The 23,521-nt window shown below is 43.2% G+C and carries 24 protein-coding genes; 19 read left to right on the forward strand and 5 right to left on the reverse strand.

Features of this window, described 5'->3' with window-relative positions; genetic code table 11:
- Positions 1–103: 103 nt before the first annotated feature.
- Positions 104–1,276, forward strand: coding sequence for a hypothetical protein (locus ACOJR9_RS00315; protein ID WP_420934464.1), 1,173 nt, complete (start codon positions 104–106; stop codon positions 1,274–1,276).
- Between the two features lie 59 nt (positions 1,277–1,335).
- Here the strand turns inward: ACOJR9_RS00315 and slmA are convergent, their stop codons facing one another.
- A complete protein-coding gene (gene slmA, locus ACOJR9_RS00320; protein ID WP_420934465.1) occupies positions 1,336–1,923 on the reverse strand; it encodes a nucleoid occlusion factor SlmA in 588 nt (195 codons plus the stop codon).
- A 188-nt stretch (positions 1,924–2,111) separates the two neighbouring features.
- On the reverse strand, positions 2,112–3,326 hold the full coding sequence (coaBC, locus tag ACOJR9_RS00325) for a bifunctional phosphopantothenoylcysteine decarboxylase/phosphopantothenate--cysteine ligase CoaBC (protein ID WP_420936007.1): 1,215 nt from the start codon (positions 3,324–3,326) through the stop codon (positions 2,112–2,114).
- Positions 3,327–3,645: 319 nt separating this feature from the next.
- Here coaBC and radC point away from each other — a divergent pair, with 319 nt between their 5' ends.
- The 7 genes from radC (at position 3,646) to ACOJR9_RS00360 (ending at position 10,916) form a co-directional block, all read left to right on the forward strand.
- A complete protein-coding gene (gene radC, locus ACOJR9_RS00330) occupies positions 3,646–4,323 on the forward strand; it encodes a RadC family protein (RefSeq protein ID WP_420934466.1) in 678 nt (225 codons plus the stop codon).
- Between the two features lie 93 nt (positions 4,324–4,416).
- The gene (locus tag ACOJR9_RS00335; protein ID WP_420934467.1) at positions 4,417–4,776 is read left to right on the forward strand and encodes a hypothetical protein; all 360 of its coding nucleotides are present in this window, start codon (positions 4,417–4,419) and stop codon (positions 4,774–4,776) included.
- A gap of 111 nt (positions 4,777–4,887) precedes the next feature.
- Positions 4,888–5,580: a YjbF family lipoprotein gene (locus tag ACOJR9_RS00340; protein ID WP_420934468.1), complete on the forward strand. Its 693-nt coding sequence runs from the start codon at positions 4,888–4,890 to the stop codon at positions 5,578–5,580.
- Between the two features lie 47 nt (positions 5,581–5,627).
- Positions 5,628–6,341, forward strand: coding sequence for a capsule biosynthesis GfcC family protein (locus ACOJR9_RS00345; RefSeq protein ID WP_420934469.1), 714 nt, complete (start codon positions 5,628–5,630; stop codon positions 6,339–6,341).
- Positions 6,338–8,440, forward strand: a complete 2,103-nt coding sequence (locus tag ACOJR9_RS00350; RefSeq protein ID WP_420934470.1) for a YjbH domain-containing protein — start codon at positions 6,338–6,340, stop codon at positions 8,438–8,440. The genes ACOJR9_RS00345 and ACOJR9_RS00350 overlap by 4 nt, the downstream gene beginning before the upstream one ends.
- Positions 8,441–8,749: 309 nt before the next feature.
- Positions 8,750–9,871 (forward strand): UDP-galactopyranose mutase, encoded by a 1,122-nt coding sequence (gene glf, locus ACOJR9_RS00355; RefSeq protein ID WP_420934471.1) that lies wholly within the window; start codon positions 8,750–8,752, stop codon positions 9,869–9,871.
- Positions 9,872–9,875: 4 nt separating this feature from the next.
- The gene (locus tag ACOJR9_RS00360) at positions 9,876–10,916 is read left to right on the forward strand and encodes a hypothetical protein (RefSeq protein ID WP_420934472.1); all 1,041 of its coding nucleotides are present in this window, start codon (positions 9,876–9,878) and stop codon (positions 10,914–10,916) included.
- A 300-nt stretch (positions 10,917–11,216) separates the two neighbouring features.
- On the opposite strand, the gene ACOJR9_RS00365 is transcribed toward ACOJR9_RS00360, so the two are convergent.
- Positions 11,217–11,615 (reverse strand): adenylyltransferase/cytidyltransferase family protein, encoded by a 399-nt coding sequence (locus ACOJR9_RS00365; RefSeq protein WP_420934473.1) that lies wholly within the window; start codon positions 11,613–11,615, stop codon positions 11,217–11,219.
- Between the two features lie 380 nt (positions 11,616–11,995).
- Between ACOJR9_RS00365 and rpmB the strand changes: the two genes are divergently transcribed.
- The 4 genes from rpmB (at position 11,996) to mutM (ending at position 13,970) form a co-directional block, all read left to right on the forward strand.
- On the forward strand, positions 11,996–12,232 hold the full coding sequence (gene rpmB, locus ACOJR9_RS00370) for a 50S ribosomal protein L28 (RefSeq protein WP_420934474.1): 237 nt from the start codon (positions 11,996–11,998) through the stop codon (positions 12,230–12,232).
- Between the two features lie 11 nt (positions 12,233–12,243).
- Positions 12,244–12,399, forward strand: coding sequence for a 50S ribosomal protein L33 (gene rpmG / locus ACOJR9_RS00375; protein WP_013786148.1), 156 nt, complete (start codon positions 12,244–12,246; stop codon positions 12,397–12,399).
- Positions 12,400–12,695: 296 nt separating this feature from the next.
- Entirely contained in the window at positions 12,696–13,157 is a 462-nt protein-coding gene (locus ACOJR9_RS00380) for a hypothetical protein (protein ID WP_420934475.1), read from the forward strand.
- Positions 13,158–13,160: 3 nt separating this feature from the next.
- Positions 13,161–13,970: a bifunctional DNA-formamidopyrimidine glycosylase/DNA-(apurinic or apyrimidinic site) lyase gene (mutM, locus tag ACOJR9_RS00385; protein WP_420934476.1), complete on the forward strand. Its 810-nt coding sequence runs from the start codon at positions 13,161–13,163 to the stop codon at positions 13,968–13,970.
- Positions 13,971–14,081: 111 nt separating this feature from the next.
- Here mutM and coaD read toward each other — a convergent pair whose 3' ends face one another.
- Together coaD and ACOJR9_RS00395 are read right to left on the reverse strand one after the other, a co-directional pair.
- Entirely contained in the window at positions 14,082–14,570 is a 489-nt protein-coding gene (coaD, locus tag ACOJR9_RS00390) for a pantetheine-phosphate adenylyltransferase (protein WP_420934477.1), read from the reverse strand.
- A 157-nt stretch (positions 14,571–14,727) separates the two neighbouring features.
- Positions 14,728–15,456: a 3-deoxy-D-manno-octulosonic acid kinase gene (locus ACOJR9_RS00395; protein WP_420934478.1), complete on the reverse strand. Its 729-nt coding sequence runs from the start codon at positions 15,454–15,456 to the stop codon at positions 14,728–14,730.
- A 164-nt stretch (positions 15,457–15,620) separates the two neighbouring features.
- Here ACOJR9_RS00395 and ACOJR9_RS00400 point away from each other — a divergent pair, with 164 nt between their 5' ends.
- The 7 genes from ACOJR9_RS00400 (at position 15,621) to glpE (ending at position 23,476) form a co-directional block, all read left to right on the forward strand.
- Positions 15,621–16,583, forward strand: a complete 963-nt coding sequence (locus tag ACOJR9_RS00400) for a glycosyltransferase family 9 protein (protein WP_420936008.1) — start codon at positions 15,621–15,623, stop codon at positions 16,581–16,583.
- Between the two features lie 102 nt (positions 16,584–16,685).
- On the forward strand, positions 16,686–17,156 hold the full coding sequence (locus ACOJR9_RS00405; protein ID WP_420934479.1) for a hypothetical protein: 471 nt from the start codon (positions 16,686–16,688) through the stop codon (positions 17,154–17,156).
- A complete protein-coding gene (locus tag ACOJR9_RS00410; protein WP_420934480.1) occupies positions 17,153–18,322 on the forward strand; it encodes a hypothetical protein in 1,170 nt (389 codons plus the stop codon). Before ACOJR9_RS00405 ends, ACOJR9_RS00410 begins: the two co-directional genes overlap by 4 nt.
- 8 nt (positions 18,323–18,330) lie before the next feature.
- Positions 18,331–20,805 (forward strand): putative bifunctional diguanylate cyclase/phosphodiesterase, encoded by a 2,475-nt coding sequence (locus tag ACOJR9_RS00415; protein WP_420934481.1) that lies wholly within the window; start codon positions 18,331–18,333, stop codon positions 20,803–20,805.
- Between the two features lie 141 nt (positions 20,806–20,946).
- Complete coding sequence (locus ACOJR9_RS00420) at positions 20,947–22,143, forward strand: glycine C-acetyltransferase (protein ID WP_420934482.1); 1,197 nt, start codon at positions 20,947–20,949, stop codon at positions 22,141–22,143.
- The gene (tdh, locus tag ACOJR9_RS00425; protein WP_420934483.1) at positions 22,140–23,165 is read left to right on the forward strand and encodes an L-threonine 3-dehydrogenase; all 1,026 of its coding nucleotides are present in this window, start codon (positions 22,140–22,142) and stop codon (positions 23,163–23,165) included. Before ACOJR9_RS00420 ends, tdh begins: the two co-directional genes overlap by 4 nt.
- Positions 23,165–23,476: a thiosulfate sulfurtransferase GlpE gene (glpE, locus tag ACOJR9_RS00430; RefSeq protein ID WP_420934484.1), complete on the forward strand. Its 312-nt coding sequence runs from the start codon at positions 23,165–23,167 to the stop codon at positions 23,474–23,476. The genes tdh and glpE overlap by 1 nt, the downstream gene beginning before the upstream one ends.
- Positions 23,477–23,521: the final 45 nt, after the last annotated feature.

Here is a 23,521-nt window from a genome sequence, read left to right on the forward strand (position 1 = left end):
TACTGAGGGCGGTATAGTTATAACGCTTACTGTTGTTTATAATAACGAGAAAGTGCTGTGCAAGTAATTGAAAGAATAATATTAATCATTGGGGATGGTTTTAGTGACACGACAAAAAAAATACTTGCTTATAGCGCGAGGCAGTTCACATATTAGTTACTTTAAGCATTTTGCCGATGCCTCTCAGCTTGATGTTCACGTCATTAAAGTAAACGCAATTCCTTTCTTGCCATGCCATATACCTTTTTTACAGTTAGCAAATGATGTGAGTATCGAACGTTTGCTTATTCCTCATTTGGCGAAAAAAGCACGTAAACACCCTAAACTATCGAAATCATTTTTATGGAATATTTATAAAAAACTTAGTCGATTTTTTATCAAATGTGACATTGCTAAAAGTGCTGCATTAATTGATAAGAGAAATGCCGATGTAGTAGGGGTGTGGAATGGTCAAAAACAGCCTAGTTCGTCGATAGCAGAGGCAGCAAAAGCATTGGGAAAAGAGGTGGTGTACTTTGAAAATGGTTTACTGCCCAATTCAACAACATGCGACTGGCTTGGTGTGAATTGTGAAAATTCTCTCCCTCGCAATAGTGAATTTTATCGGCAATTTAACAGTGAGAAGTCTTTACCTAACGAATTAGTACCTAGGTTGCCAATAGCCACTAAAGCGAAGGGGATAGAGTCAGAAGCATTACCTGAGCAGTATATATTCGTTCCATTTCAAGTTGAGACAGACAGTCAAATAATAAGTAATTCACCTTGGATAAAGAGTATGGGTGAGTTTTATTATCACCTTGCGAATGTTATCGATAAATTGAACGATAAAAATATTCACATCGTTATAAAAGAGCATCCGTCTGAGTCTGTGCGCCATGACTCATTGCATCATCAGCACGAACGTATATTGTTTGCTAATCAATGCAATACACAGTTACTTATTGAAGGGGCTGAAGTAATAGTAACTGTAAATTCTACGGTAGGCATTGAGTCGCTATTGTTAGGGAAGCGAGTAATTGCTCTAGGAAATGCATGCTATGGAATTGATGAAGTGTGCGCGCAAGCGTCTTCAGAAGAACAGCTTATCCATATACTTAATAACTTAAACCTGTACGAAGTGAACAGCGAAGTTAAAAATGGTTTCCTCAATTGTTTGTATGAGTATTACGTTATTCCCACAGCTTGGGGAAACGTCGACGATAAACATGTAGAGGCGCTGACGAGACGCTTGCTCAAGGAAGATACTTTTTCAAAAAAAGTGGAAAAAGCTGGCTAAAACATTTGTGACTTTAATCCGAGACACCTATTACCAAGTGTCTCGGGAGATTTAACTCTTTACACAAACATTTGCTTAAACGCTGCCCACTGCTCGTTAAACTGCTCGGTAGGTTTACGTGTGAACCCGCTTCTAATAAACAGGTTTATACGCCCATCGGTATAACAAATCAGCATGTTCGCAATAGTAGCTTCATCAGCAGAAAGGGTTTTACCTTCCCTCAGTTTGCGCTCTCTGAGCACTTGCTTTAACTGAGTTTCTAAGCGCTCAAAAAGTTTTGCGATACGGGCACGTAAACGGTCTTGTTCGCCCATTAACGCATCGCCATTAAGAATACGTGTTATACCCGGGTTTTTTTCTGCAAAACCAAGAATAAGGTGCAAAATCATTTGGCAGCGAGTTAGCGAGTCTTTTTCTTCGTTTACAATCTTGTTAATGCGCGTAAACAAGGTTTCTTCTATAAACTCAATAAGACCCTCGAACATGCGAGCCTTGCTTGGAAAATGGCGATAAAGAGCGGCTTCAGAAACGCCCACTTTTTCCGCTAATTTTGCTGTCGTTATACGCTGGCCTGGATTGGTTTCTAGCATTCCAGCAAGTGCTTGCAGAATTTGCGCTCTGCGATTTGTTTTTTTGACTGCAGGCATGACGAAATGACTTCCTCCGCAACCGAGTAAGTTTTACTCGGGTTCCTTGTTAAGTTGGCTAATGCCAAAACGATATCGTTTTATTGTTATTTTTTATCAAAGCCACCACTTTTTTGTAGTAGTGATCTCAAATAATGTTTCTATTAGTCAGCAATTTCTTTAGCTGTTGTCGATACATAAACGTGTTTTTAGTTTTTTTCAATTTCACTAAGACGTATAGCAATCAGCGATATTAATTGATGTGCTAATTCACTTTTGCTGGTGGCGGGTAACTTTTTATCGCCTCCGTTCCACAAAACATGAAGTGCGTTGTTGTCGCTGTTAAAGCCTAAGCCGTCTGCTGTGATGTTGTTGGCCGCTATCATATCAAGCTTTTTGTTGGTCAGCTTCAGGCGGGCATATTGCTCCACATTTTGGCTTTCAGCCGCAAAACCTACGCAAAACGGCCTGTTATCTTTACGTGAAATTATAGCTAGAATATCAGGGTTTTTTGTAAAAGTAAGTGTTAACTCATTATCTGATTTTTTGATTTTATTTTCAGCCACACTTACTGCTTTATAATCGGCTACCGCAGCGGTACTGATGAAAATATCGGCCTTGAGCGCGAATTGTTCGCACACACCCAGCATATCGTCTGCCGTAACCACATCTATACGCTCGCATCCCCGCGGCGTTTGAAGCGAGACAGGGCCGGCCACCAAGGTTACTTTAGCCCCGGCGTCCACCGCAGCCTCAGCAATAGCAAACCCCATTTTTCCAGAGCTATGATTAGATATATATCGCACTGGGTCTAAAGGCTCTCTCGTCGGTCCTGCAGTAATTAAAACGTGTTTGCCTCGAAGCTCAGCAACTGCACGTCGGTTGATTGTTTGACTTACCATAGAGGCAATCTCTACTGGCTCCATCATCCTTCCCGCACCCACATCGCCACAGGCTTGTTCGCCGCTTGTTGGACCGATAAAGTTTACACCATACTGTTTTAATCGCGCTAGGTTATCAAGTGTCGCCGGCGCCTTCCACATTTGTTGATTCATTGCGGGTGCAATAAATACGCTCGCCGTGGTGGCAAGATACAGTGTAGTTAACAAGTCATCTGCCATGCCGATGGCTAATTTTGCCAACACGTTCGCTGTAGCAGGGGCGATAAGTAATATGTCTGCCCATTTTGCCAGTTCGATATGTCCCATTGCAGCCTCTGCTGCCGGGTCCAGCAGATGCTGGTGAACAGGATTACCCGATACAGCTTGAAGAGATAATGGGCTGACAAATTCTGTTGCCGAGCCGGTAAGCACAACGCGCACGTTAGCGCCTAATGCAGTTAGCTTGCGCACGAGATCGGGTGTCTTATACGCTGCAATGCCACCAGTAACACCAAGTAGTACATTTTTATTTGCAAGAGACATAGTCATATATATACGGATAGAAACGAATAAGAGTGGTACACGCATACTAAACTATCATGAAGCTAAAATCTGGGATAGGTAAACAAAAGTAGGTGTTTAGATTTCACCAATAGAATCATAACCAATCCAAGTTAATCTATTGCGAGCTAATCTATTATAAACCTCGCTAACCAACCTCAAAGTGCCCAGAGTTCAGATCGTCAAGTTGTAGTAAGCTCAAATTTCAGCATAAAGCTATACAATAAACCCACCTTTTAGACAGTCGCTGCTGCGTCGAGTTTTCGATATAACATGCTTACACCTTAACTAGAGCAATACAATGACAATAAAAGCATGGCCATTTAGAGAGAGACCAAGAGAAAAGTTACTAACCTCTGGTGCACAAAGTCTGAGTGATGCAGAGTTAATCGCAGTGCTATTTGGCAAAGGGGTAAAAGGAAAATCAGCTGTAGAGCTTGCTCACGATATGCTTAACGAGCTTGGTACATTAAGAGAAGTGGTTACCGTTTCAGAGGAGCGCTTCACCTCGTTAAAGGGTATCGGCCGCTGCAGCTATGCACAATTTCAAGCTGCGTTTGAGATTTTTCGTCGTAACTTGGAAATTAAGCTCACTCGTCAAGACGCATTTCATAATGTAGATGACACGAAACAATATTTACAAGCCAAGCTTAGAGACTGCGAAGAAGAAAAGTTTGCGCTTCTAATGCTCAACAGTCAGCATCAGCTTATTGCATTTAGAGTCATGTTTACTGGCACGATAAATAGCGCGGCGGTGTACCCAAGGGAGTTAATAAAACAAGTGATGAAAGACAACGCCGCCGCAGTGATCCTTGTTCACAATCACCCCTCTGGTATAGCAGAGCCAAGCCATGCCGACATCCGATTAACGAGTGAGATCAAAAATGCGATGGGAATGATCGACGTACCCGTCTTAGATCATTTTGTTGTTGGAGACAAAGAAACTATTTCTTTTGCACAAAGAGGCTTGTTATCATAACAGACTAAGTCATTTTTTTGATTATATTCTAGTCAAAGGGTTCAAAATGATTTAGCATAGGATATTAGTGGGTATTTTTATTAAAGGACTGTTATGAAAAAGTCGATTATCGCATTATTTGCAGCTGCAACAATGGTGGCTGGTGTTAACGCGCAAGATGGTGAAGGCGGAGCAGGTGCTGGCGGAGCAGGCGCTGTAACTGGTGGAACAATAGCCACTGCAGCAATTGGTTTAGGGATTGCTGTTGGCATTTCAAACAATGCCTCGGCTGATGCACCTACTGTAGATCCAACTAATCCAGTTGTTCCTACTTGTGAAGGTTCTGATCCGTTAGTGGACGGTGTATGTGTTGGCACAACTAACACAGTAACGGTAACTACATCTGGTACAACTACAGCAACAACTACAGTCACTGTTCCAGTGACATTTACTTACGCTCCGACAGTACAGTAAATAAATCGTATCGTTAAAAGCCGCTTTAATTAGCGGCTTTTTTATTGCTGAAACGTTATAAAACCAGTTAAAACGGATATTCCTAAATTTCCCTTTCGTCGGCGCATTCAAATGAAATCATATTTTTCCTTGGCCATTGTTGGCTTTCTTATGTTTGCTATCTCTGGTTGTTCAACAACCACACTTGCTTACTACAATACGTTAAAGTTAGCGCTGAAAGACAGAACGGTAACCTATACCGTTGAAGAGATCGCGAATAGCAAGGCCGATCTTATGCAGATTAAAGCCGGAGACCGTGATAATGCCTCGTTGGCGTTAGCTTATATCGACGGCGATCGCTATCGTTGGGTTTCGGCTGATAAAGTTATCTTCACCATGCATCACGGTATTATTGTTAAAACAGAAGGGTTAGATAACGACATCTTCTATACAGGCAATCTTCAACACAATCCATTAGGTGGAAACGATACGCTTAATTTTAATTGGAAGCGCAAAGTCGATGTGTCTGACGTCGGTTTTGGGCTGGCAGTGGATTCAGCGTGGCGTGTAGAAGGTGAAACAAGTCGCACCTACTTTGATTACTCAGTTCCCCTTATCAAAATAGTTGAGACGGTAACGTTTCCTGAATATACCCCCTTTATTGATGTAGGGCTGTCGTGGGAAAATACGTATTTTCTGCATAAATCAACCAAAGAGCTTTTGGCGTCGACACAAAAGTTTAGTCCTACTGGGGACACCTACGAAATGGTGTACTTAAGCCGCATTGTTCGTCAGATGAAAAAGGCAGGAGCAGAAATACAATGAGAGGGCTAAATTACACTTTGTTTGCTGTTATCGCGCAGTTACTAAGTATGACAATTTCGCAAGCTGCTGCGGCCCAAAGCGATCTTGTTACAATAATGATAAACAAACAAACCTATCAGTTTGATAGAACCATTAGGTTATCAAGCGCACTGTCTATTGTGGCGGATAACGGCCAATGGTACTGGCCGACAGCTGCAGCGTTTGACTTGGTCAATCCTAAAGCTGAACATGAAAAAGAAGTGGTGCTGTCTAGCATTAGAGAGTTGTTAACTCACTTCGATAAAGGCAGCAACACACACAAAGCGCTCAATGATTTATACGAACAAGTGGCCGAGTGGACGGTATCTACCCGTTTAAATATGCCCATATCCTATAATCGTTCCCGCTTATTTTTTGAAGACAACCCTATGTTTCAGCCTGGTAAGTATTGGTTGAGATTGAATGGGCGGCCCAATGTGCTTCATTTTTCTGGTGCGGTTGAAAAGCCTGGTGCATACCAACATCAAAGCGATACGTCTGTTTATACAGCGTCGCACAAAGTGGCTAAACTTGACGACGCAGACAAGAGTATTGTTTACGTCATACACCCAAATGGTGAAGTTGAGCGCAAAGGCGTTGCTTATTGGAATCTTGATTTTTCACAACTCATGCCGGGTAGTCAGGTTTATGTACCTGTTTCATCAGAGTTATTCAGCAATAAAATCAATCAGCTTAATCAGCGGGTTGCCGCTTTAGCAGTACACAGGGTTCTTCCTCAATGAGTGCGTATTTTCCTTCAAAAAGAACAACACTAGCGCTGGTTGTGGGCAGTGTATTATCGACTACATCGCAAGCTAACACGCAGATAAACGTTACGCCCTCGCAGATGGTGCAAGGTGGAAACGGTCTCATACAAACGCCAACGGCTCGTATGCGTGAGCAAGGCGGCATGGCAATAAATTATACCGATAACGGAGAGTATCGTTTTTGGTCGGTCAATATACAGCTCTATGACTGGATGGAGGCTACTGCACGTTATACCGATGTGCGCACTCAGCTCTACAGTCAAGTAGAGTCGTTCAGTGGAGATCAAACGCTCAAAGATAAAGGCTTAGACGTTAAGTTTAGACTGTGGAAAGAAAGCTATTACTTACCGGATATCAGTGTTGGATTTAGAGATTTTGGTGGAACCGGTTTTTTTGAAAGTGAATATATCAATGCCAGTAAATCTGTAGGACCCTTTGATTTTCATTTAGGGTTGGGATGGGGCTATCTAGGAACCGCTGATGATATTACTAACCCTTTTTGTGAGCTGAGAGACAGTTTCTGTGAACGCCCTGGAGGCTTTTCTGGCAGAGGCGGAAAAGTAGATTACGATCAGTTCTTTAAAGGCACTGCGTCGTTTTTTGGTGGTATCGAATATCAAACACCTTGGGAGCCGCTGACGTTAAAGCTAGAGTTTGAAGGTAATGATTACTCTGAAGACCGTGCTGGTGAGCTTGAGCAAGATTCTCGTTGGAATATTGGTGCGGTCTATCGATATAAAGACGTCGACTTTTCATTTAATTACCAGCGTGGCAACACCATTGGGTTTGGCTTAACGTATCGTTTCAATATGAATACCGCGTCGCAGCTGAAATTCGACAAGGAGCCACGGTCGCTAATGGCAAGACGTCCGCCTAAAAAGATTGAAGACGTTAATAAGTCAGCATTGTATAACGACCTTTTTCGTGATGCTGGCTTTGTACTTTCGGATGCAGAATTAAAAGAGAACAAAGCGACGTTTTACGGTACGCAAGTGAGTTACAGGGATCAAGACGAAGCAATAGAGCGAATTGGTCGCGTGGCGGCCTCTGAGCTGCCAGATACGGTAAAAACCTATCATATTGTAGACAATCGTGGTGGTCAGCCAATGGTAGACACACAAGTCGACGCCGAAGCCTTTATTGCGGCAGCTCGTTATGAGTCTGTAGATGCCGACATTAAGCAAACCTACATAAGAACTGAACCGTCGCAAGAAGTGCTAGATGCTTATGAGCCTGAAAATACGAAAGGCATGTTTTATAGCGCAGACTTCTTCTTTACTCAGTCATTCGGTAATCCAGAAGCATTTTATTTATATCAGACAGGCTTTTTGTTAGGTGGCGGATATGCATTCGATGAAAAGCTTTCACTGCGAGGGAGTGCACGTGTAACCGTGCTCGATAATTTCGATAAGTTTAATTACCTTGTCGATAATGAAGAAGTATCTCTGCCCAGAGTAAGAACACGGGTAAGAGAATACGTGTCTGAGAACGATGTATGGTTGGACACTGCTATTTTGCACTACAAAGACCAAGTCGCTGAAAATATTTTCGGGCAAGTATATGCGGGTTATTTAGAGACTATGTTTGCGGGTGTTGGCGGCGAAATAATGTATCGCGAAGTTGATAGTAATATTGCCTACGGCTTGGATATTAATTACGTTAAACAGCGTGACCCATTAAAGCAGTTGGCTTTGGAAGATTACGACGCAATAACAGGCCACGCGAGTGTCTATTGGCAGCCGGAATTCTTAGATGACACGCAAATAACCGTGAGTGCAGGGCAATTCCTCGCACAAGATAAAGGCGTGAATATCGATTACGCGAAACGTTTTGATAGTGGGATTATTGTGGGGGCATTTGCTGCGTTTACTAATGTATCGTCAGAAGAGTATGGGGAAGGAAGTTTTACTAAAGGCTTCTATATTTCAATACCCACAGACCTATTTCTGCTGCAGCCTTCAAAAGGGCGTGGCTTCTTCCCATGGATACCCATTTCTCGAGATGGTGGACAAATGTTACAGCGACCTGCCCGGTTGATTAATCAAACGGAAATAAGGGCGCCGTTTTACGATTAAAAAAGGGAGCTATGCTCCCTTTTTATGACTTTGAACGGCTTTACCTCGCAAAAGCGTATTGATACTTCTTTTCCAATAGTCCAATTTTTATAGTCACAGACAAGTGCATCTGCTTTTAAACTGTTTCCAATTTAGTTTGAATTGAACTAGTATATCCGGTTTTGTTATTTCGAAATATGATTGCACGGTAGATGTCATTAGAGTGTCAGCCTTGAACGCTGCTTACTCATTGATTTTTTACACATGTGGCGCTTATGCTGATGACTCTGATTTTAACAGTATTTCTTAATTCAACACGGACGATAATATATGACGACAAGCGCTAAATTTGATTACCTAATCGTTGGAGCTGGCTTGTTTAGTGCTGTTTTCGCGCATCAAGCTGGTTTACAAAATAAGCGTGTTTTGGTCATCGATAAACGAGAGCACGTGGGTGGCAATATTTATTGCGAAAATGTAGAAGGTATCAATGTGCATAAATATGGCGCGCACATTTTTCATACCAGCAATAAGGAAGTGTGGGACTATGTAAATCAGTTTGTAGATTTTAATCATTATGTAAATTCGCCGGTGGCGAACTATCGTGACAAGCTCTACAATCTTCCTTTCAATATGAACACGTTTTATCAGTTATGGGGCGTAGTAACGCCGTCGGACGCAAAAGCCAAAATCGAAGAAGTGCGCGCACCCTACAAGGACATAGAACCTAGCAATCTAGAAGAGCAAGCACTATTTCTCGGTGGTAAAGACTTGTATGAAAAGCTTATTAAAGGCTACACCGAAAAGCAGTGGGGTAGGCCAGCGACCCAAATTCCGTCATTTATCATTAAGCGTTTACCTTTTCGTTTTACTTTTGATAACAATTATTTTGACGACGTATACCAAGGGATCCCAATCGGCGGCTATAACAAACTAATTGACGGATTGTTTGGCGATACAGAAATTCAAACTGGCGTGAATTATTTTGATGAAAAGGAAAAGTATGATGCTATCGCAGACAAGGTTCTGTATACGGGGAAAATTGACGAGTTCTTTGACTGTCAGTTTGGGAAACTAGAATACCGTAGCTTGCATTTTGAAACGGAGGTGCTCGATATGGATAACTTCCAAGGAAATGCTGTCGTAAATTATACTGATAAAGGTGTACCCTTCACACGTATCCTTGAACACAAACACTTTGAATTCGGCAAGGGTGAAAAAACCGTTATTACGCGAGAATATCCGCATGAATTTAGCAAAGATAATGAACCTTACTATCCATTGAATGACAAAAAAAATGAAGCCTTATTGAGTCAGTATCAAGCTTTGGCTCAGTCTTCGGAATATCGTAAAAAGTACATATTTGGTGGCAGACTAGCTGACTATAAATACTATGATATGGACGACACGATAGAAGCTGCGTTGAAATTGACGTCGCAAGAGTTAAGTTAGCAATATGATAAAAAAAGTGTTTATTGCCCGAAACTATCGTTCAAAGTTCGATGCAGCGGGCAAAGCGAAAATGGATTGCGAAACCATTCTATTAAACAATGGTTGGCGCAATGTAGGCTTTAAGCAGACATGGATCTCCAATTCGCTCCTGGGTACCTTGATAAGCGCAATTGGAGTAACGTGGGGAATACTGCGGATTCCAAAGAATAGTTACATCTGCATACAGTATCCATTCAACAAGTTTTATGGATACTGCTTATGGGGTGCTAAACGCAAAAATTGTAAAATCATTACCATTGTCCACGATGTTAAGAGCCTCAAAGGCAAATACGGCTATTCACAACAAGAAATCGATACCTTAAATGAGTCTGACCAACTCATTGTGCATAACAAAGCAATGCGAACTTGGTTTGAAAGTCAGAATATCAAGCCACAAATGTTTGAAATTGGTGCTTTTGATTACTTACATGAACCAAAACTTTCCATACCTAAAGCGACGATTGACTACAATAATCTGCGAATTGTATTTGCCGGTAATATGGGGTCGAGAAAAAGCTTTATATATTCACTTGATGATATTGAAACAGCGGGATTCACCATGGATTTATATGGTGTTGGTTTCTATCTTGATTCGGTGAAAAAGTCAGAGGGTTCGGTCTTAAATTATAAGGGAATGTTTCCTGCCGATGAAATAATAGACCGAATCGATGGTGATTTTGGTTTAGTCTGGTACGGTGAATCCTTAGATTCTTGCGATGGTGTTGCGGGTCAATACCTTAAATACAATAATCCCCACAAGTTATCTTTGTATCTTTTGTGTGGAATACCAATTGTTATTTGGGATAAAGCCGCAATGGCAGCTTTTGTGACGGAACATGATATTGGTATTACTGTCAGTTCCTTGAGTGAGTTATCAAGTAAATTAACGAGCCTGAGTAAAGAAGACATCGAGCGCTTCCAAACAAATGTAAAAACACTTAAATTCAAGCTTGAAAAAGGTGAGCTTTTGTCTAGCGCTTTAAACGCTGCGCAAGACGAAGTGTGAGCTTTTACTAACTTATGAGTTTGGGCCAAGAAATACGTAAAATTTACCGCTCTCAATTGTTGTACTTTCAACCAGGAATAAACGAAGGGACAATATTTCCAGGCAGAAATGATGCATCGGGTCGAAAACTTATTACCTCAGATATAGTGGATAAAACAATATCATCAGGTTGAAATTGTGACTTATTTACTTGTTTGCCCTCTGCGAACCACCTGACGTCATGTCCCTCTTTCAACATTATTAAACAAAGCGGGCGCAGAATCTCAAAAGAGTAATTCTGTGATAGGTAGAGTAAAAACTTCATCCGTTAACATCTCTAATTATTTCAATGATTTCGGTTGTAGAAATAGACGGAGTTCTTGGCAGATAAACAACGTCACAAACGTCGCGAAATTCGTCAAATTTACCTTCCCAATCATTACCCATTACTAGCACATCTGCTTTGTGCTGAAGAATGTAATCTCGCTTTTTTTCTAGGGATTCCTCCATGAAAACAGCATCAACAAAGCGCATAGAACTCAGCAGTTCAGATCTACTAGAAAAGGGATAAATAGGGTTTCTACCCTTTTTACTAAAATTCAATTCGTCAGAAGACAAGCCCACCGTAAGATGATTTCCATGCGCTTTTGCTCGTTGCAAAATACGTACGTGACCAACGTGAAGCACATCAAATGTGCCAAATGTAATTACTCTTCGCAATGCTGTTCCTATTTTTGCATAGTTGTTTTTATTGTAGTTGCTTTTTTATTTTAATGACGCGCACGTGCGTGCGTGGTATCGTTGCACTCACTTTATTTGTGGCTTTTGTTGAGCCGACTGCTCAATGTAAATTAGCACAAAAATAATCGGTTGTGGGTTGCGGTTATTAATTAAAGTACGGTAATTAGTAGTAGAAATGCCGAGATCGTAGAAAAAGCAGTTAAAAATTGAGCTTTTTTAACTTTTTCATTGAAATGATCCTGCCTTTGCTGTATAAAATGCGCCCTCTAATTTATAGTAATACGCCTTTTGACCCAACAACTATTTGAGTGGTGGGAACGACTGGCGCGACAGTTATCGTTGTTCTGGAGACAAATACAATGTCAAGAGTATGCCAAGTAACAGGTAAGCGTCCAACGGTTGGTAATAACCGTTCACACGCAAGAAATGCGACTCGCCGTCGCTTTTTGCCAAACCTTCAAACTCACCGTTTTTGGGTTGAGAGCGAAAGCCGTTTTGTTAAATTACGTTTGTCTGCTAAAGCCATGCGTATCATCGATAAGAAAGGTATTGACTCAGTATTAGCTGACGTTCGTGCTCGTGGTGAGAAAATCTAAGGAAACCGACAATGCGTGATAAAATTAAACTAGTTTCTTCAGCTGGCACAGGTTTCTTCTACACCACTGATAAAAACAAGCGTAACATGCCTGGCAAAATGGAAATCAAAAAGTTTGATCCTGTTGTGCGTAAGCACGTTATGTTTAAAGAGGCAAAAATCAAGTAAAGCCCTTTTAGAAAGAGCACTTGCTTTTGTCTCCACGAAAACCCGGCTTTAGCCGGGTTTTTTGCGATTATCAGGTTACATATTCTCAGTGCCGATCCCCCTTTTTGAGTTTCAGATCACGACAAATCACAGTCGTACGTCGAGTGGCGCGCAGTAGTAGCGAGATGGTGATAAAATCTTTCCCCGCACAAACACGATAGAGCCTTGATATGTTCAACCACGCCCTAGTATCTTAAGAATTGAAGCTTTACTATGTCTGCTCTTTATCTCCTTTTTCATTGTAACAGGCATAGGCAATGGCAAAACTTTCACAGCGGGCAATGAATAACGTGGTCATCGTTGCCATGTTGATCATGATTGCTTTGTTTAACATCGACAGCTTACGCCCTCAACAAGATACCTCTGAAGTACGCAACTTGTTGCCGCAAAACGCCTATGTGTTAAAAATAGAGCATGACGACAACCAGCTTGTTAGGAGTGGTCAGCAGTGGCGTCAACGCAGTACTGAGGGCAATCTTTCAATCAGTCCAGAAGCACAAATAGTCGGGTGGCAAAAAGCGCGGCTTCGTTATCTGACTTCCCTTAAAAATGATATATCTGAAATAGAGCCCCTTGTTGTTGTGGTGTGGCTTGCGGGTGCAACAAACGGTCGGGTTTACGCCTTTTACCCAACGCCTTCTGCCACCGTAGTGAAAGTAGACAATAATTGGTATGCATTAGACAATGTGTCTCTAAGTACATTGCTCCCATGGATATAAAGAATGCCTGAGTTACCCGAAGTTGAAGTGAGCCGTTTAGGTGTATCACCGCATTTGATCAATAACACTATCGCAAACGTCATTGTTCGCGAGAGAAGGATGCGCTGGCCCATACCTGAAGAGGTTTCATTGGTGGTAGGGCATAAAGTTAACGACGTAACGCGCAGAGCTAAGTACCTGTTCATTGAAACGGCCGTGGGAAGTTTGGTTTTACATCTTGGTATGTCTGGCAAGCTACGGGTTATTGATGCGTCAACACCGCTAATAAAGCACGACCATGTAGATATTGTCTTAAACACGGGTCAATGTTTGCGTCTTAATGACCCTCGACGCTTCGGTGCGGTGTTATTTCAAGCACCTGATACACAACTTGGTCTATTAGATAATTTAGGCCCAGAGCCGCTTACTGAGGCTTTTGATGAAAATCGTCTCTATACACTATCTCGCGGTAGAAAGAGTCCTGTTAAAAGTTTCATTATGGATAATGCGATTGTGGTCGGCGTGGGCAATATTTATGCAAATGAAGCGTTATTTTTAAGTGGTATCGACCCCCGTAGGCAAGCAGGTCGCATAGGTGCAGAGCGTTATAAGCGTTTAACCCACAATATTAAACAGGTATTAGCGAAAGCAATCGCGCAAGGGGGAACGACCCTAAGAGACTTCGCGCAAACCGATGGTAAGCCTGGCTACTTCGCGCAGCACCTTAATGTTTACGGAAGGAAAGGGGAAGACTGTGAGGTGTGCGGTAACCCAATTCAAAGCAAAGTCATCGGGCAGCGCAACACCTTTTTCTGTATTCACTGCCAGCGATAACCGCTCTTGCGGTATTTTGGGTTTGATTGTCACTCAACACGATGGGTCTCTGGTGTCAGCGGTCTTTGGCGACAGCAGTCTCTGCGCAAGCAGACTCAAGCGTCAGAAAGTCTATTTTTTCTTGCCTAATCGCGCTTGCAGGGCAGCTTCTACAACAGGGTGACAAAATCCGCTTACAGCACCGCGGTGAAGGGCAACTTCTTTTACTAGTGTAGAAGAGATAAACGAATTTTCTTCAGCTGGGGTGAGAAAGACACTTTCTAATTTAGGATTGAGGCGTCTATTCATATTCGCTAGCTGAAATTCGTACTCAAAATCAGATACCGCTCGCAAGCCACGAATCAGAATGGTGGCGTTTTGCTCATCAGCAAAATCTGCAAGCAGCCCAGTAAAGCCCACCACTTCAACATTAGGAAGGTCGGCGGTAACTTGCTTAATCATTTCCACACGCTCTTCTAGCGTGAACAAAGGCTTCTTACTTGGATTTGATGCAATAGCTACAATCACGCGAGAAAATAATTGTGATGCTCGTTCAATAAGATCGGCGTGTCCGTTTGTAATCGGATCGAAAGTACCTGGATAAAGTGCTCTAGTATGCATGATGTCGAATCTTTTTAGTTATAAAATGAGTGTAGAGTGAAGTTGTAAGGTAGTTATTAAATATATCTGTGCCTTCAATGTAACACAGTTGTATCATAGTTAGCCGCTATTCCCATTGCGCTTATACTTGTCCTTTTATTGGCCTCTATGAGCGCAGTTATGCTGTTCTTGCTATCGACGAATAGCCGTTAAGGCAATGCTGCCACTCATCCATTGACCAATGAAAAATGGCGTTTTGCTCTTTTTCCTTTAGCAGTGATCTCAGTAATCTGTCGAGGTTACCGGCTTTCCAATGCTGTCCTTCACGCTTGCGACAGCGGTCAAAATCAATGAGCCAAATTGTTTGCTTGTCATCTATCATAATATTGCGGATGTTGGCATCATGATGGTACACCTGATGGTTGTGCATTGCAGCGAGTGCATGCCCGACGGCTTGCCACTGCTCTGGCTTGAGAGGCTCACAACAAAGCACTTTATGTAAGTCTTGGCTGCCCCGTATTTCTTCGGTGATAAGATCGCCGCGATAAACCATGCCCCTGCGGTGAATGCGAGCAGTCACTGGTACCGGAACATTTAGCCCTTCTCTGCGCATTTCAGCAAGCAACCTGAACTCCTTAAAAGGACGAGAAGACTCAACTCCCAAAAACAAATATTGATCACTCAATAATTTGCCAATTAATCCACCACGCTGAAAGTGTCGAAGCACCCAACTATGCTGCTCGTGCTCGATAAACAAGGTTGTTCCTCGTCCTTTCGCACGCCCGATAATTTTATGTTGAACTTCCCAATGCTCCTGAGTGAAGGTATCGATACTCGGTTCATCGATAATGGCGCTGTCGTATAGAAAGTGGTGACCGGCACCTGAGTCTCGTCGTATTGTCGCCATGTTTCTCACAACTTATGGTAAATTTGACATTCTAACGGTTTATTAAAGTTTTTCAGCAATAGTTTTTTAGCAGTAGTTTTTCAGAAAAAAGAGAGCGCCACGTGGGAAAAAAAATTTGTATAGTGCGTTTGTCTGCAATCGGTGATGTATGTCATGCGGTTGCCATGGTCACTCGTATCCAAACCCAGTGGCCAGATGCCCAAATAACCTGGGTGATAGGAAAAGTTGAGCATCAACTCGTTAAATTAATGCCTAATATACGCTTTATCATTTTTGATAAAAAGCGCGGCAAAGCGGCAGTAAAAGACCTTGAACAGGCGGTAAAAGGCGAGGTATTTGATGCACTATTAATGATGCAGGTGGCTTTGCGAGCAAACTTAGCATCTCGCGTTATAAAAGCTAAGCAGCGTATAGGGTTTGATTGGGCTCGCAGTAAAGAGCTGCATTGGCTGTTTGCCAATAAACGTATATCAGCAAATAAGCATGCCCATGTACTTGATGGGTTTATGGATTTTGCAGATGCATTAGGCGTTCCTAGCGTAGACAAACCCGCGTGGCATATTCCCGTTTCCAAAAAAGATAGTGAATGGGGGTTACAACAGGCTAAAGCCCTCGGTAAATACGCAGTTATTGCCCCTGCTGCAAGTAAAGCCGAGCGAAATTGGTTGCCAGAGCAATACGCGCGTATTGCCGAATATATTCAGCACAACAATATGAACGTGATATTGTGCGGCGGTCCGGGGAGGTTGGACCGCGAAACTGCTGATGCAATAAAAAACACCGCAAATGTCACTCTGCAAGACTTCACTGGAAAAACGTCGCTGCATCAGCTGCTTATGCTGCTGAAACACGCCAAGCTAGTTATTGCCCCAGACACGGGGCCTGCGCATATGGCAACGACAGTTGGCACCCCTGTTGTGGGGCTTTATGCACATTCAAACCCGCTCAGAACTGGGCCCTACAACAGCCTTGATGATGTTGTATCGGTTTACGGTGAATGCATTAAAGAGCAAAAAGGTAAGGCTTGGCAAGAACTGCCTTGGGGTGTAAGAGCGAAAGGCGATAACCTCATGCAAAGTATTTCTTTTGAGCAAGTGAGAGAAAAAGTTCACCCATATATCGCATAGCGTAATTTTTACTGAGTAAAGTGTTCAGCTTTTATCTACACTGTGCTTAACTGATAATATAACGCACTGTGCTTTTGTTTAAAAACAGGGAGCTGTTACTGAATGAAAACGCCCTCGATAAGGCGGCTCGTTGAGTCTTTTTCTCGTATTTCTTATCGTACATTTCTTATTGTGATGTTGCTCGTTGCGACATCTCCTTTTTCGTACGCCGCCGACCTAAAAGTGATGGCGCACGAGAGCGTCTCCATTTCACAATTAAACCGTTCTGAACTGCGTCAAATTTTCACAGGTCACCGTCAATATTGGGCAAACGGCAAGAAAATCACCGTTTTTGTATTGCAAGACAATGATGAATTACACAAGCAGTTCTGCCGAGACATATTACAGATGTTCCCTTATCAGCTATCGCGCTTATGGGATCAACTCACTTATTCGGGGCAAGGTGTTACGCCCGTAAGAGTATCGTCATATCAAGCGTTAATTGAAGCACTCGAGTCAACAGAAGGAGCTATCGGCTATGGTGACAAGAACGATATCGTTAAGCTGCGCCGTATTGAGGTAGAAGAAAAATGAAAGGATTAATCTATTTTTCATTGTTAGTGAGCAGCTTTGCTGTTTGTTCAGCAGATTTCGCATGGCATGGATACGCTTCTCAGGGGGTAACTCAGTCTAACAACAGTCGCTTTATAACCGATGGTGATGCTGTTACTGGTGAGCTTACTGAAATCGGTATCAACGGGCTTTATCGATTGTCTGAAAATTTATCTATTGCAGGGCAAGTAAATTATTTAGATGGTGGGAATCGCTTTGAGCAGGGGACACGCCTTGATTACTTATTTGTTGATTGGAAATTGCCTAATTTAGGGAACGGATGGCAAGCTCATATTCACGCAGGCCGATTTAAAAACAGGCATTGGCTTTACTCTGTCACCCGTGATGTACCGCAAACTCGTTATACCGCGGTATTGCCTCAATCCGTTTATTTTGACGGCTTTCGCGATGTGGCGCTTGGCAGCAACGGCATATTAACTAGCTTTACCCACTACGGTCTAAACAATATTTGGGAATTAAACTGGAGTTATGGGCGTTCGAATATAAATTCGTCCCAACGAGATTTTTTGCTGGGAGAAGAGGCGAATGGCGAGGCGAAGCAAGATTTTGTTCATCAAGCAAGTGTATTTTGGCAGCCGGCATCTATGGCCTGGAAGGTGGGCGTAAGCTGGCTTAACTCCGACTTTAGCTACACTCCTTCACAGCAGGATAACCGTGTGGCTGGGGAGGCAAATGTAGAGCGCTTTATGCTGTCAACACAGTATTTTGCTGAGCATTGGGAAGTGTCTATGGAGTTACTTTCAGAGTCCCAACACAGTAGGGGCTTATTTGCGCCAGACTTTAATGACAAGCGTCGCGGCGAAGGTGGATTTGTTCAGTTTAGGTATTTATTCACTAGCCAGATTAGTGGGCTAATAGGCTACGATACCTACGTAAATGATGTAAATGACCGGGATGGGAAGCTTTTGGAGCAATTTTCCAACGGTGCCGTGCCCGCATACTTTGGTTATCAAGACACCACTACATTGGGCGTACGTTGGGATATTGCGCCTAAGTGGCGCTTGCAGGGAGAATACCACTGGGTTGAAGGAGCCACGCGGGTAGTGAGTTTGCTGGATCGCAACGTTGCAGAACGAGCGGATAAAAACTGGCAGATGTGGTCGCTGCAATTGATGTATTGGTGGTAACACGCTATATGAAGGTGCAAGTATCATTCACTACCAAAACAATTGCTATATTAATGGCGATGGTATTAACCGTAACCGTAGTAATTTCGGTAGTATTAATAAAAGAATCGGAAGCGAGTTTGCTTTTGCAGCAAAGAGAAAACCAGATAAGTCACCAGCGGCGTATCCGGCTTTTTGAAGAAGTGCTGCATAACCGCATGATAAACCTTATTGATATTGTAAGTCAGCAAAGGGACCTGCAGAGCAAAAACCTCGATGAACTTCAACGCACACTTCAAAACCTTTCGGAATACTTCACTCTTAACTTTCAGGTAGAAGAGCTTTTATTGTTTGGTGAGTCTGGTGTCGTGGGCACCAATATTAGCCATTATCGTGAAGCCGTCGCCGAATTAGTTAGCTCAACCCAAGCCAGCTTCGAAAGCCGTTCAACTATTGTCTGCGACAAAAATTGTACTCACTATATGTCTATTCCTATTATGAGCGGCAGTGATACCGTTCCAGTTGTAGTGGTGTCTACCTCAATGCGCGAACTCTTGTACTTGTTTAATCGCGCTGCGGGGGTACACAAAGTGGCTATTGTACAAATTGCACAGTTGCTACAAACAGCGCAGAACAATACTGACAACGACGTTACACCTTCGTTAACACTAGCCAGTCAATTATCTGCAGCAAATAGAGAATATCTACAGCAAGTTTTCGATGGCCTTCCTGTTAACTGGTCAGTTAATCTTTTAGTAACCAGAGGTGTCGATGTTAGGTTAAATAATCAGCAACTTCTCGTTAGCTTGCTACCATTCTCAGAGGGTAACGCGAATCGACCTTACTTGCTCCTTGTCCAAGACGTTACCGCGGCCGTTCAGCAAGCCAATCAGTATCAAGCCATAGTGGTAGGCTCAGCGGTTATTTTATTTCTCATCTTTTCAATCCTGTTATACCTATTTTTAAATGGCTATAACCAGCGCTTGCTTTCTATCAGCGAGCGACTTCCCATGCTGGCAGAGCACAAATTTTCAGAATTTCACGCCAACGCCGCTAGGCAGCGAAAAGTGTCGAGTTTGAAGTTGGTTGACGAATTAGATGTGGTAGAAAGCGCGGCAAATAATTTAGCAAAGCAGCTTGAAGACTTTGATGGTCAAATGGCTATAAATACCGCGAAGCTGGAAAAAATGGCCATGTTTGATGTGCTTACTGGGTTGCCCAACCGAAATATGCTGACATTTCAAATTGAAAAGCAGCTTGCCCGTTCATTTCGCGATGAAAAGCTCGTTGCATTGATGTTCATGGACTTAGATGACTTTAAAAAAGTCAACGATAGCCACGGCCATGATGTGGGTGATGCGCTATTGAGGGCCGCAGCCATGCGCATTTCACGGCCTATTCGGGAAACCGATATTGCCTCTCGCTTCGGTGGCGATGAGTTTGTGGTGTTGCTCTCAGATGTTGACAGTCGGTCTCAGGTCGATTTTATTGCCAATAAGCTGCTGAATGAATTTGCCGAGCCCATTGTTATCAATGGTCAGAAATTCTATATATCTGTGAGTATAGGTATCGCTATTACAAGCCATGCACAAGCAACACCCGTTGAGCTGTTGCGGCACGCCGATATTGCAATGTATGCAGCAAAATCAAAGCAAGGTGCAGCCTACCGAGTGTATGAAGCGAAAATGAATTTAGCGGTAATGCAGAAGGTAGAATTAGAGTCAGAGGCGCGAGAAGCACTTAGGGGTAATCAGTTTAGTCTCGCATTGCAGCCGCAAATAGCATTGCATACGGGTAAACTCATTGGCTTTGAAGCGCTGCTTCGCTGGTTTCATCCTACCAAAGGCATTATTTCGCCTGCCGATTTCATACCGTTATTAGAAAATACCACTTTTATGCTTGAGTTAGACTACTGGGTTATCGCTAGAGCTTGCTCCCTCACCAAGGAACTTGGCCATAGCGGTTATCGCAATATGAAAGTGGCTATTAATGTGTCGGCGGGGCAATTTGCCGACCCTAGCTTACCCGACTATTTGCAGCAGCAAATACAGCGCAATGAACTAGCGCCTGAGCAGATATGCCTAGAGCTTACAGAAACGGTGTTAGTCTCTGATATCAAAAGAGCTCGCGCTATTATGAATACGATTCATGAAATGGGTTGTATGTTGGCTATCGATGACTTTGGTACCGGTTATTCTTCACTAAGTTATCTCAAATCGCTACCGGCAGACTTTATTAAAATTGACCGTTCTTTCGTTTCAAATATTACCGACGATGCCGACGATAGAAATATTGTGAGCTCCACGGTATCTATGGTTCGCAATATGGGAATGCAGGTTGTCGCCGAGGGTATAGAGACACAGGCCCAGTACGAGTTGCTATGCAAATTTGATTGCGATTTTGGGCAAGGTTACATGATAAGTAAACCTATTCCAGAGCAACATATTTGGAGCGTATTGAGCAAAAATGTCGAAAACGGGCTTTGGAAACTGTCTCACGCTTAATGCTAGGCAGCTAGTGTTAATGACAATGTGTGCTAAATAATTTACACGCTTCATCGGCTTTCCTGCTAAATAGAGCGTATCACTGTATATTCATCTCGAGGCTTTTATTAAAATATCATTTTACGAATTTCGGAGAACGGCATGTCAGCGGCATTTATTTCCCATTTGCAATCGCAAATTGAAGCCACCAAACAAGATGGTTTATATAAAAAAGAACGCGTGATCACATCTCAGCAGCAAGCTGATATCGATGTGGCTAATGGTGACCATGTCGTTAATTTCTGCGCTAATAATTATCTTGGGTTAGCAAACAACGAAAGCCTAATTCAGGCGGCTAAGAATGGGTTGGACTCTCACGGTTTCGGCGTAGCTTCCGTACGATTTATTTGCGGCACGCAGGATATTCACAAGCAGCTCGAAACGTCTATAAGCGACTTTTTAGGCACAGAAGATACCATTCTTTACCCGTCTTGCTTTGATGCTAATGGTGGGCTGTTTGAAACTATTCTTGGTCCAGAAGACGCCATTATTTCAGATGCCCTTAATCATGCGAGTATTATCGATGGTGTTCGTTTAAGTAAGGCAAGACGCTATCGCTATGCAAATAACGACATGGCTGCCTTAGAAGAGCAACTCATTAAGGCAAACGAAGAAGGCGCGCGCTTTAAAGTTATTGCTACCGATGGCGTATTTTCGATGGACGGCGTAATTGCTGACCTTGCATCTATCTGCGATCTGGCTGACAAATACGACGCCATGGTAATGATTGACGATTGCCATGCGACAGGCTTTCTTGGCGAAAACGGTCGCGGAAGTCACGAGTATTGCGGCGTTTTAGACCGCGTGGATATTATTACCGGTACACTGGGTAAAGCACTTGGTGGAGCATCAGGCGGTTATACGTCGGGTAAAAAAGAAGTGGTTGAGTGGTTGCGTCAGCGTTCACGCCCTTACTTGTTTTCAAACTCAGTAGCGCCTCCTATTGTGGCAGCATCGCTTAAAGTCTTTGAAATGATGAAAGAGGGTGCAGACCTTCGAGCTAAATTGTGGCGCAACGCAGAACACTTCCGCCGTCGTATGGAAGACGCTGGCTTTACCCTATCAGGTAAAGACCACGCCATTATACCAGTGATGCTTGGCGATGCCCGTTTAGCGAGTGAGATGGCAGATAAACTGCTTGAAAAAGGTATTTATGTTATCGGTTTCTCTTACCCCGTTGTGCCAAAAGGGCAGGCTCGAATTCGTACCCAAATGTCTGCAGGACACTCTATTGAGCATGTAGACAAAGCCATTGATGCTTTTATCGAAATAGGCCGAGAAATGGGAGTGATTTCATGAAGTCACTGGTAAAAGCAAAAGCCGAGCGCGGCATTTGGTTAGAGGACTCGCCTAAACCCGAGGTGGGACACAACGACCTGTTAATCAAAATTCGTAAAACCGCCATCTGTGGCACTGATATGCATATTTACAACTGGGACGAATGGTCACAACAGACTATTCCAGTGCCTATGGTTGTGGGTCATGAATATGTGGGTGAAGTGGTTGGAATGGGGCAAGAAGTTAAAGGCTTCGAAATAGGCGATAGGGTGTCTGGTGAAGGCCACATTACCTGTGGGCATTGCCGAAACTGTAGAGCAGGTCGCAGACACCTGTGTCGTAATACCGAAGGGGTAGGCGTTAATCGCCCTGGCGCCTTTGCTGAGTTTCTCGTTATTCCCGCCTTCAACGCGTTCAAGATACCTCACAATATCAGCGATGAACTCGCGTCAATTTTCGACCCGTTTGGCAATGCCGTGCACACTGCGCTAAGTTTTGACCTTGTTGGTGAAGACGTGCTTATTACCGGCGCGGGACCTATTGGCATCATGGCGGCAGCGGTTGCGAAGCACGTGGGTGCTCGTCACGTTGTGATTACAGATATCAATCCATATCGCTTAGCCCTTGCAGAAAAAATGGGCGCCACTCGCGCAGTTGATGTGTCCAAAGAAAACCTGAAAGATGTGATGAATGATTTAGGGATGACGGAAGGCTTTGATGTTGGTCTGGAAATGTCAGGCGTGCCAGCAGCGCTTCGCGATATGCTTAATAAAATGAATCACGGGGGTAAAGTTGCCATGCTGGGCATTCCGCCGAGCGATGTTGCTATTGATTGGAATCAGGTAATCTTTAAGGGGCTAGTCATTAAAGGTATTTATGGTCGTGAAATGTTCGAAACCTGGTACAAAATGGCAAGCCTGTTGCAGAGCGGCCTAGACCTTACGCCAATCATTACTCATACATATAACGTAGATGACTTTCAGAAAGGGTTTGATACTATGGGCTCAGGGCAATCAGGTAAAGTAATTTTGGACTGGCAATAATGGGCACATATTCTCATATCAGCGTGCAAGACGTTGCTGATTTTACAGGTCCGGTATCTATTGTTGATATTCGCGATCCGCAATCTTACGCTAACGGACATATGCCGAACGCAGCGCCATTGAACAACGACAATTTCTCTACGTTTGTAGAGCAAACGCCGAAAGACACGCCTGTTGTTGTGGTGTGTTATCACGGTGTGAGTAGTCAGCAAGCTGCCCACGTTATCGCTCAGCAAGGCTTTGAAACGGTTTATAGTATGGATGGAGGGTTTGAAGCCTGGCGTTTAGCTAACCCTGTAGAGACCGAATAAATAAACCATAATTAATAGAAGTCTGATAAAGGTGCTTACCTCAAT

The sequence above is a fragment of the Alteromonas ulvae genome, from assembly GCF_048987005.1.
GTDB lineage: Bacteria > Pseudomonadota > Gammaproteobacteria > Enterobacterales > Alteromonadaceae > Alteromonas.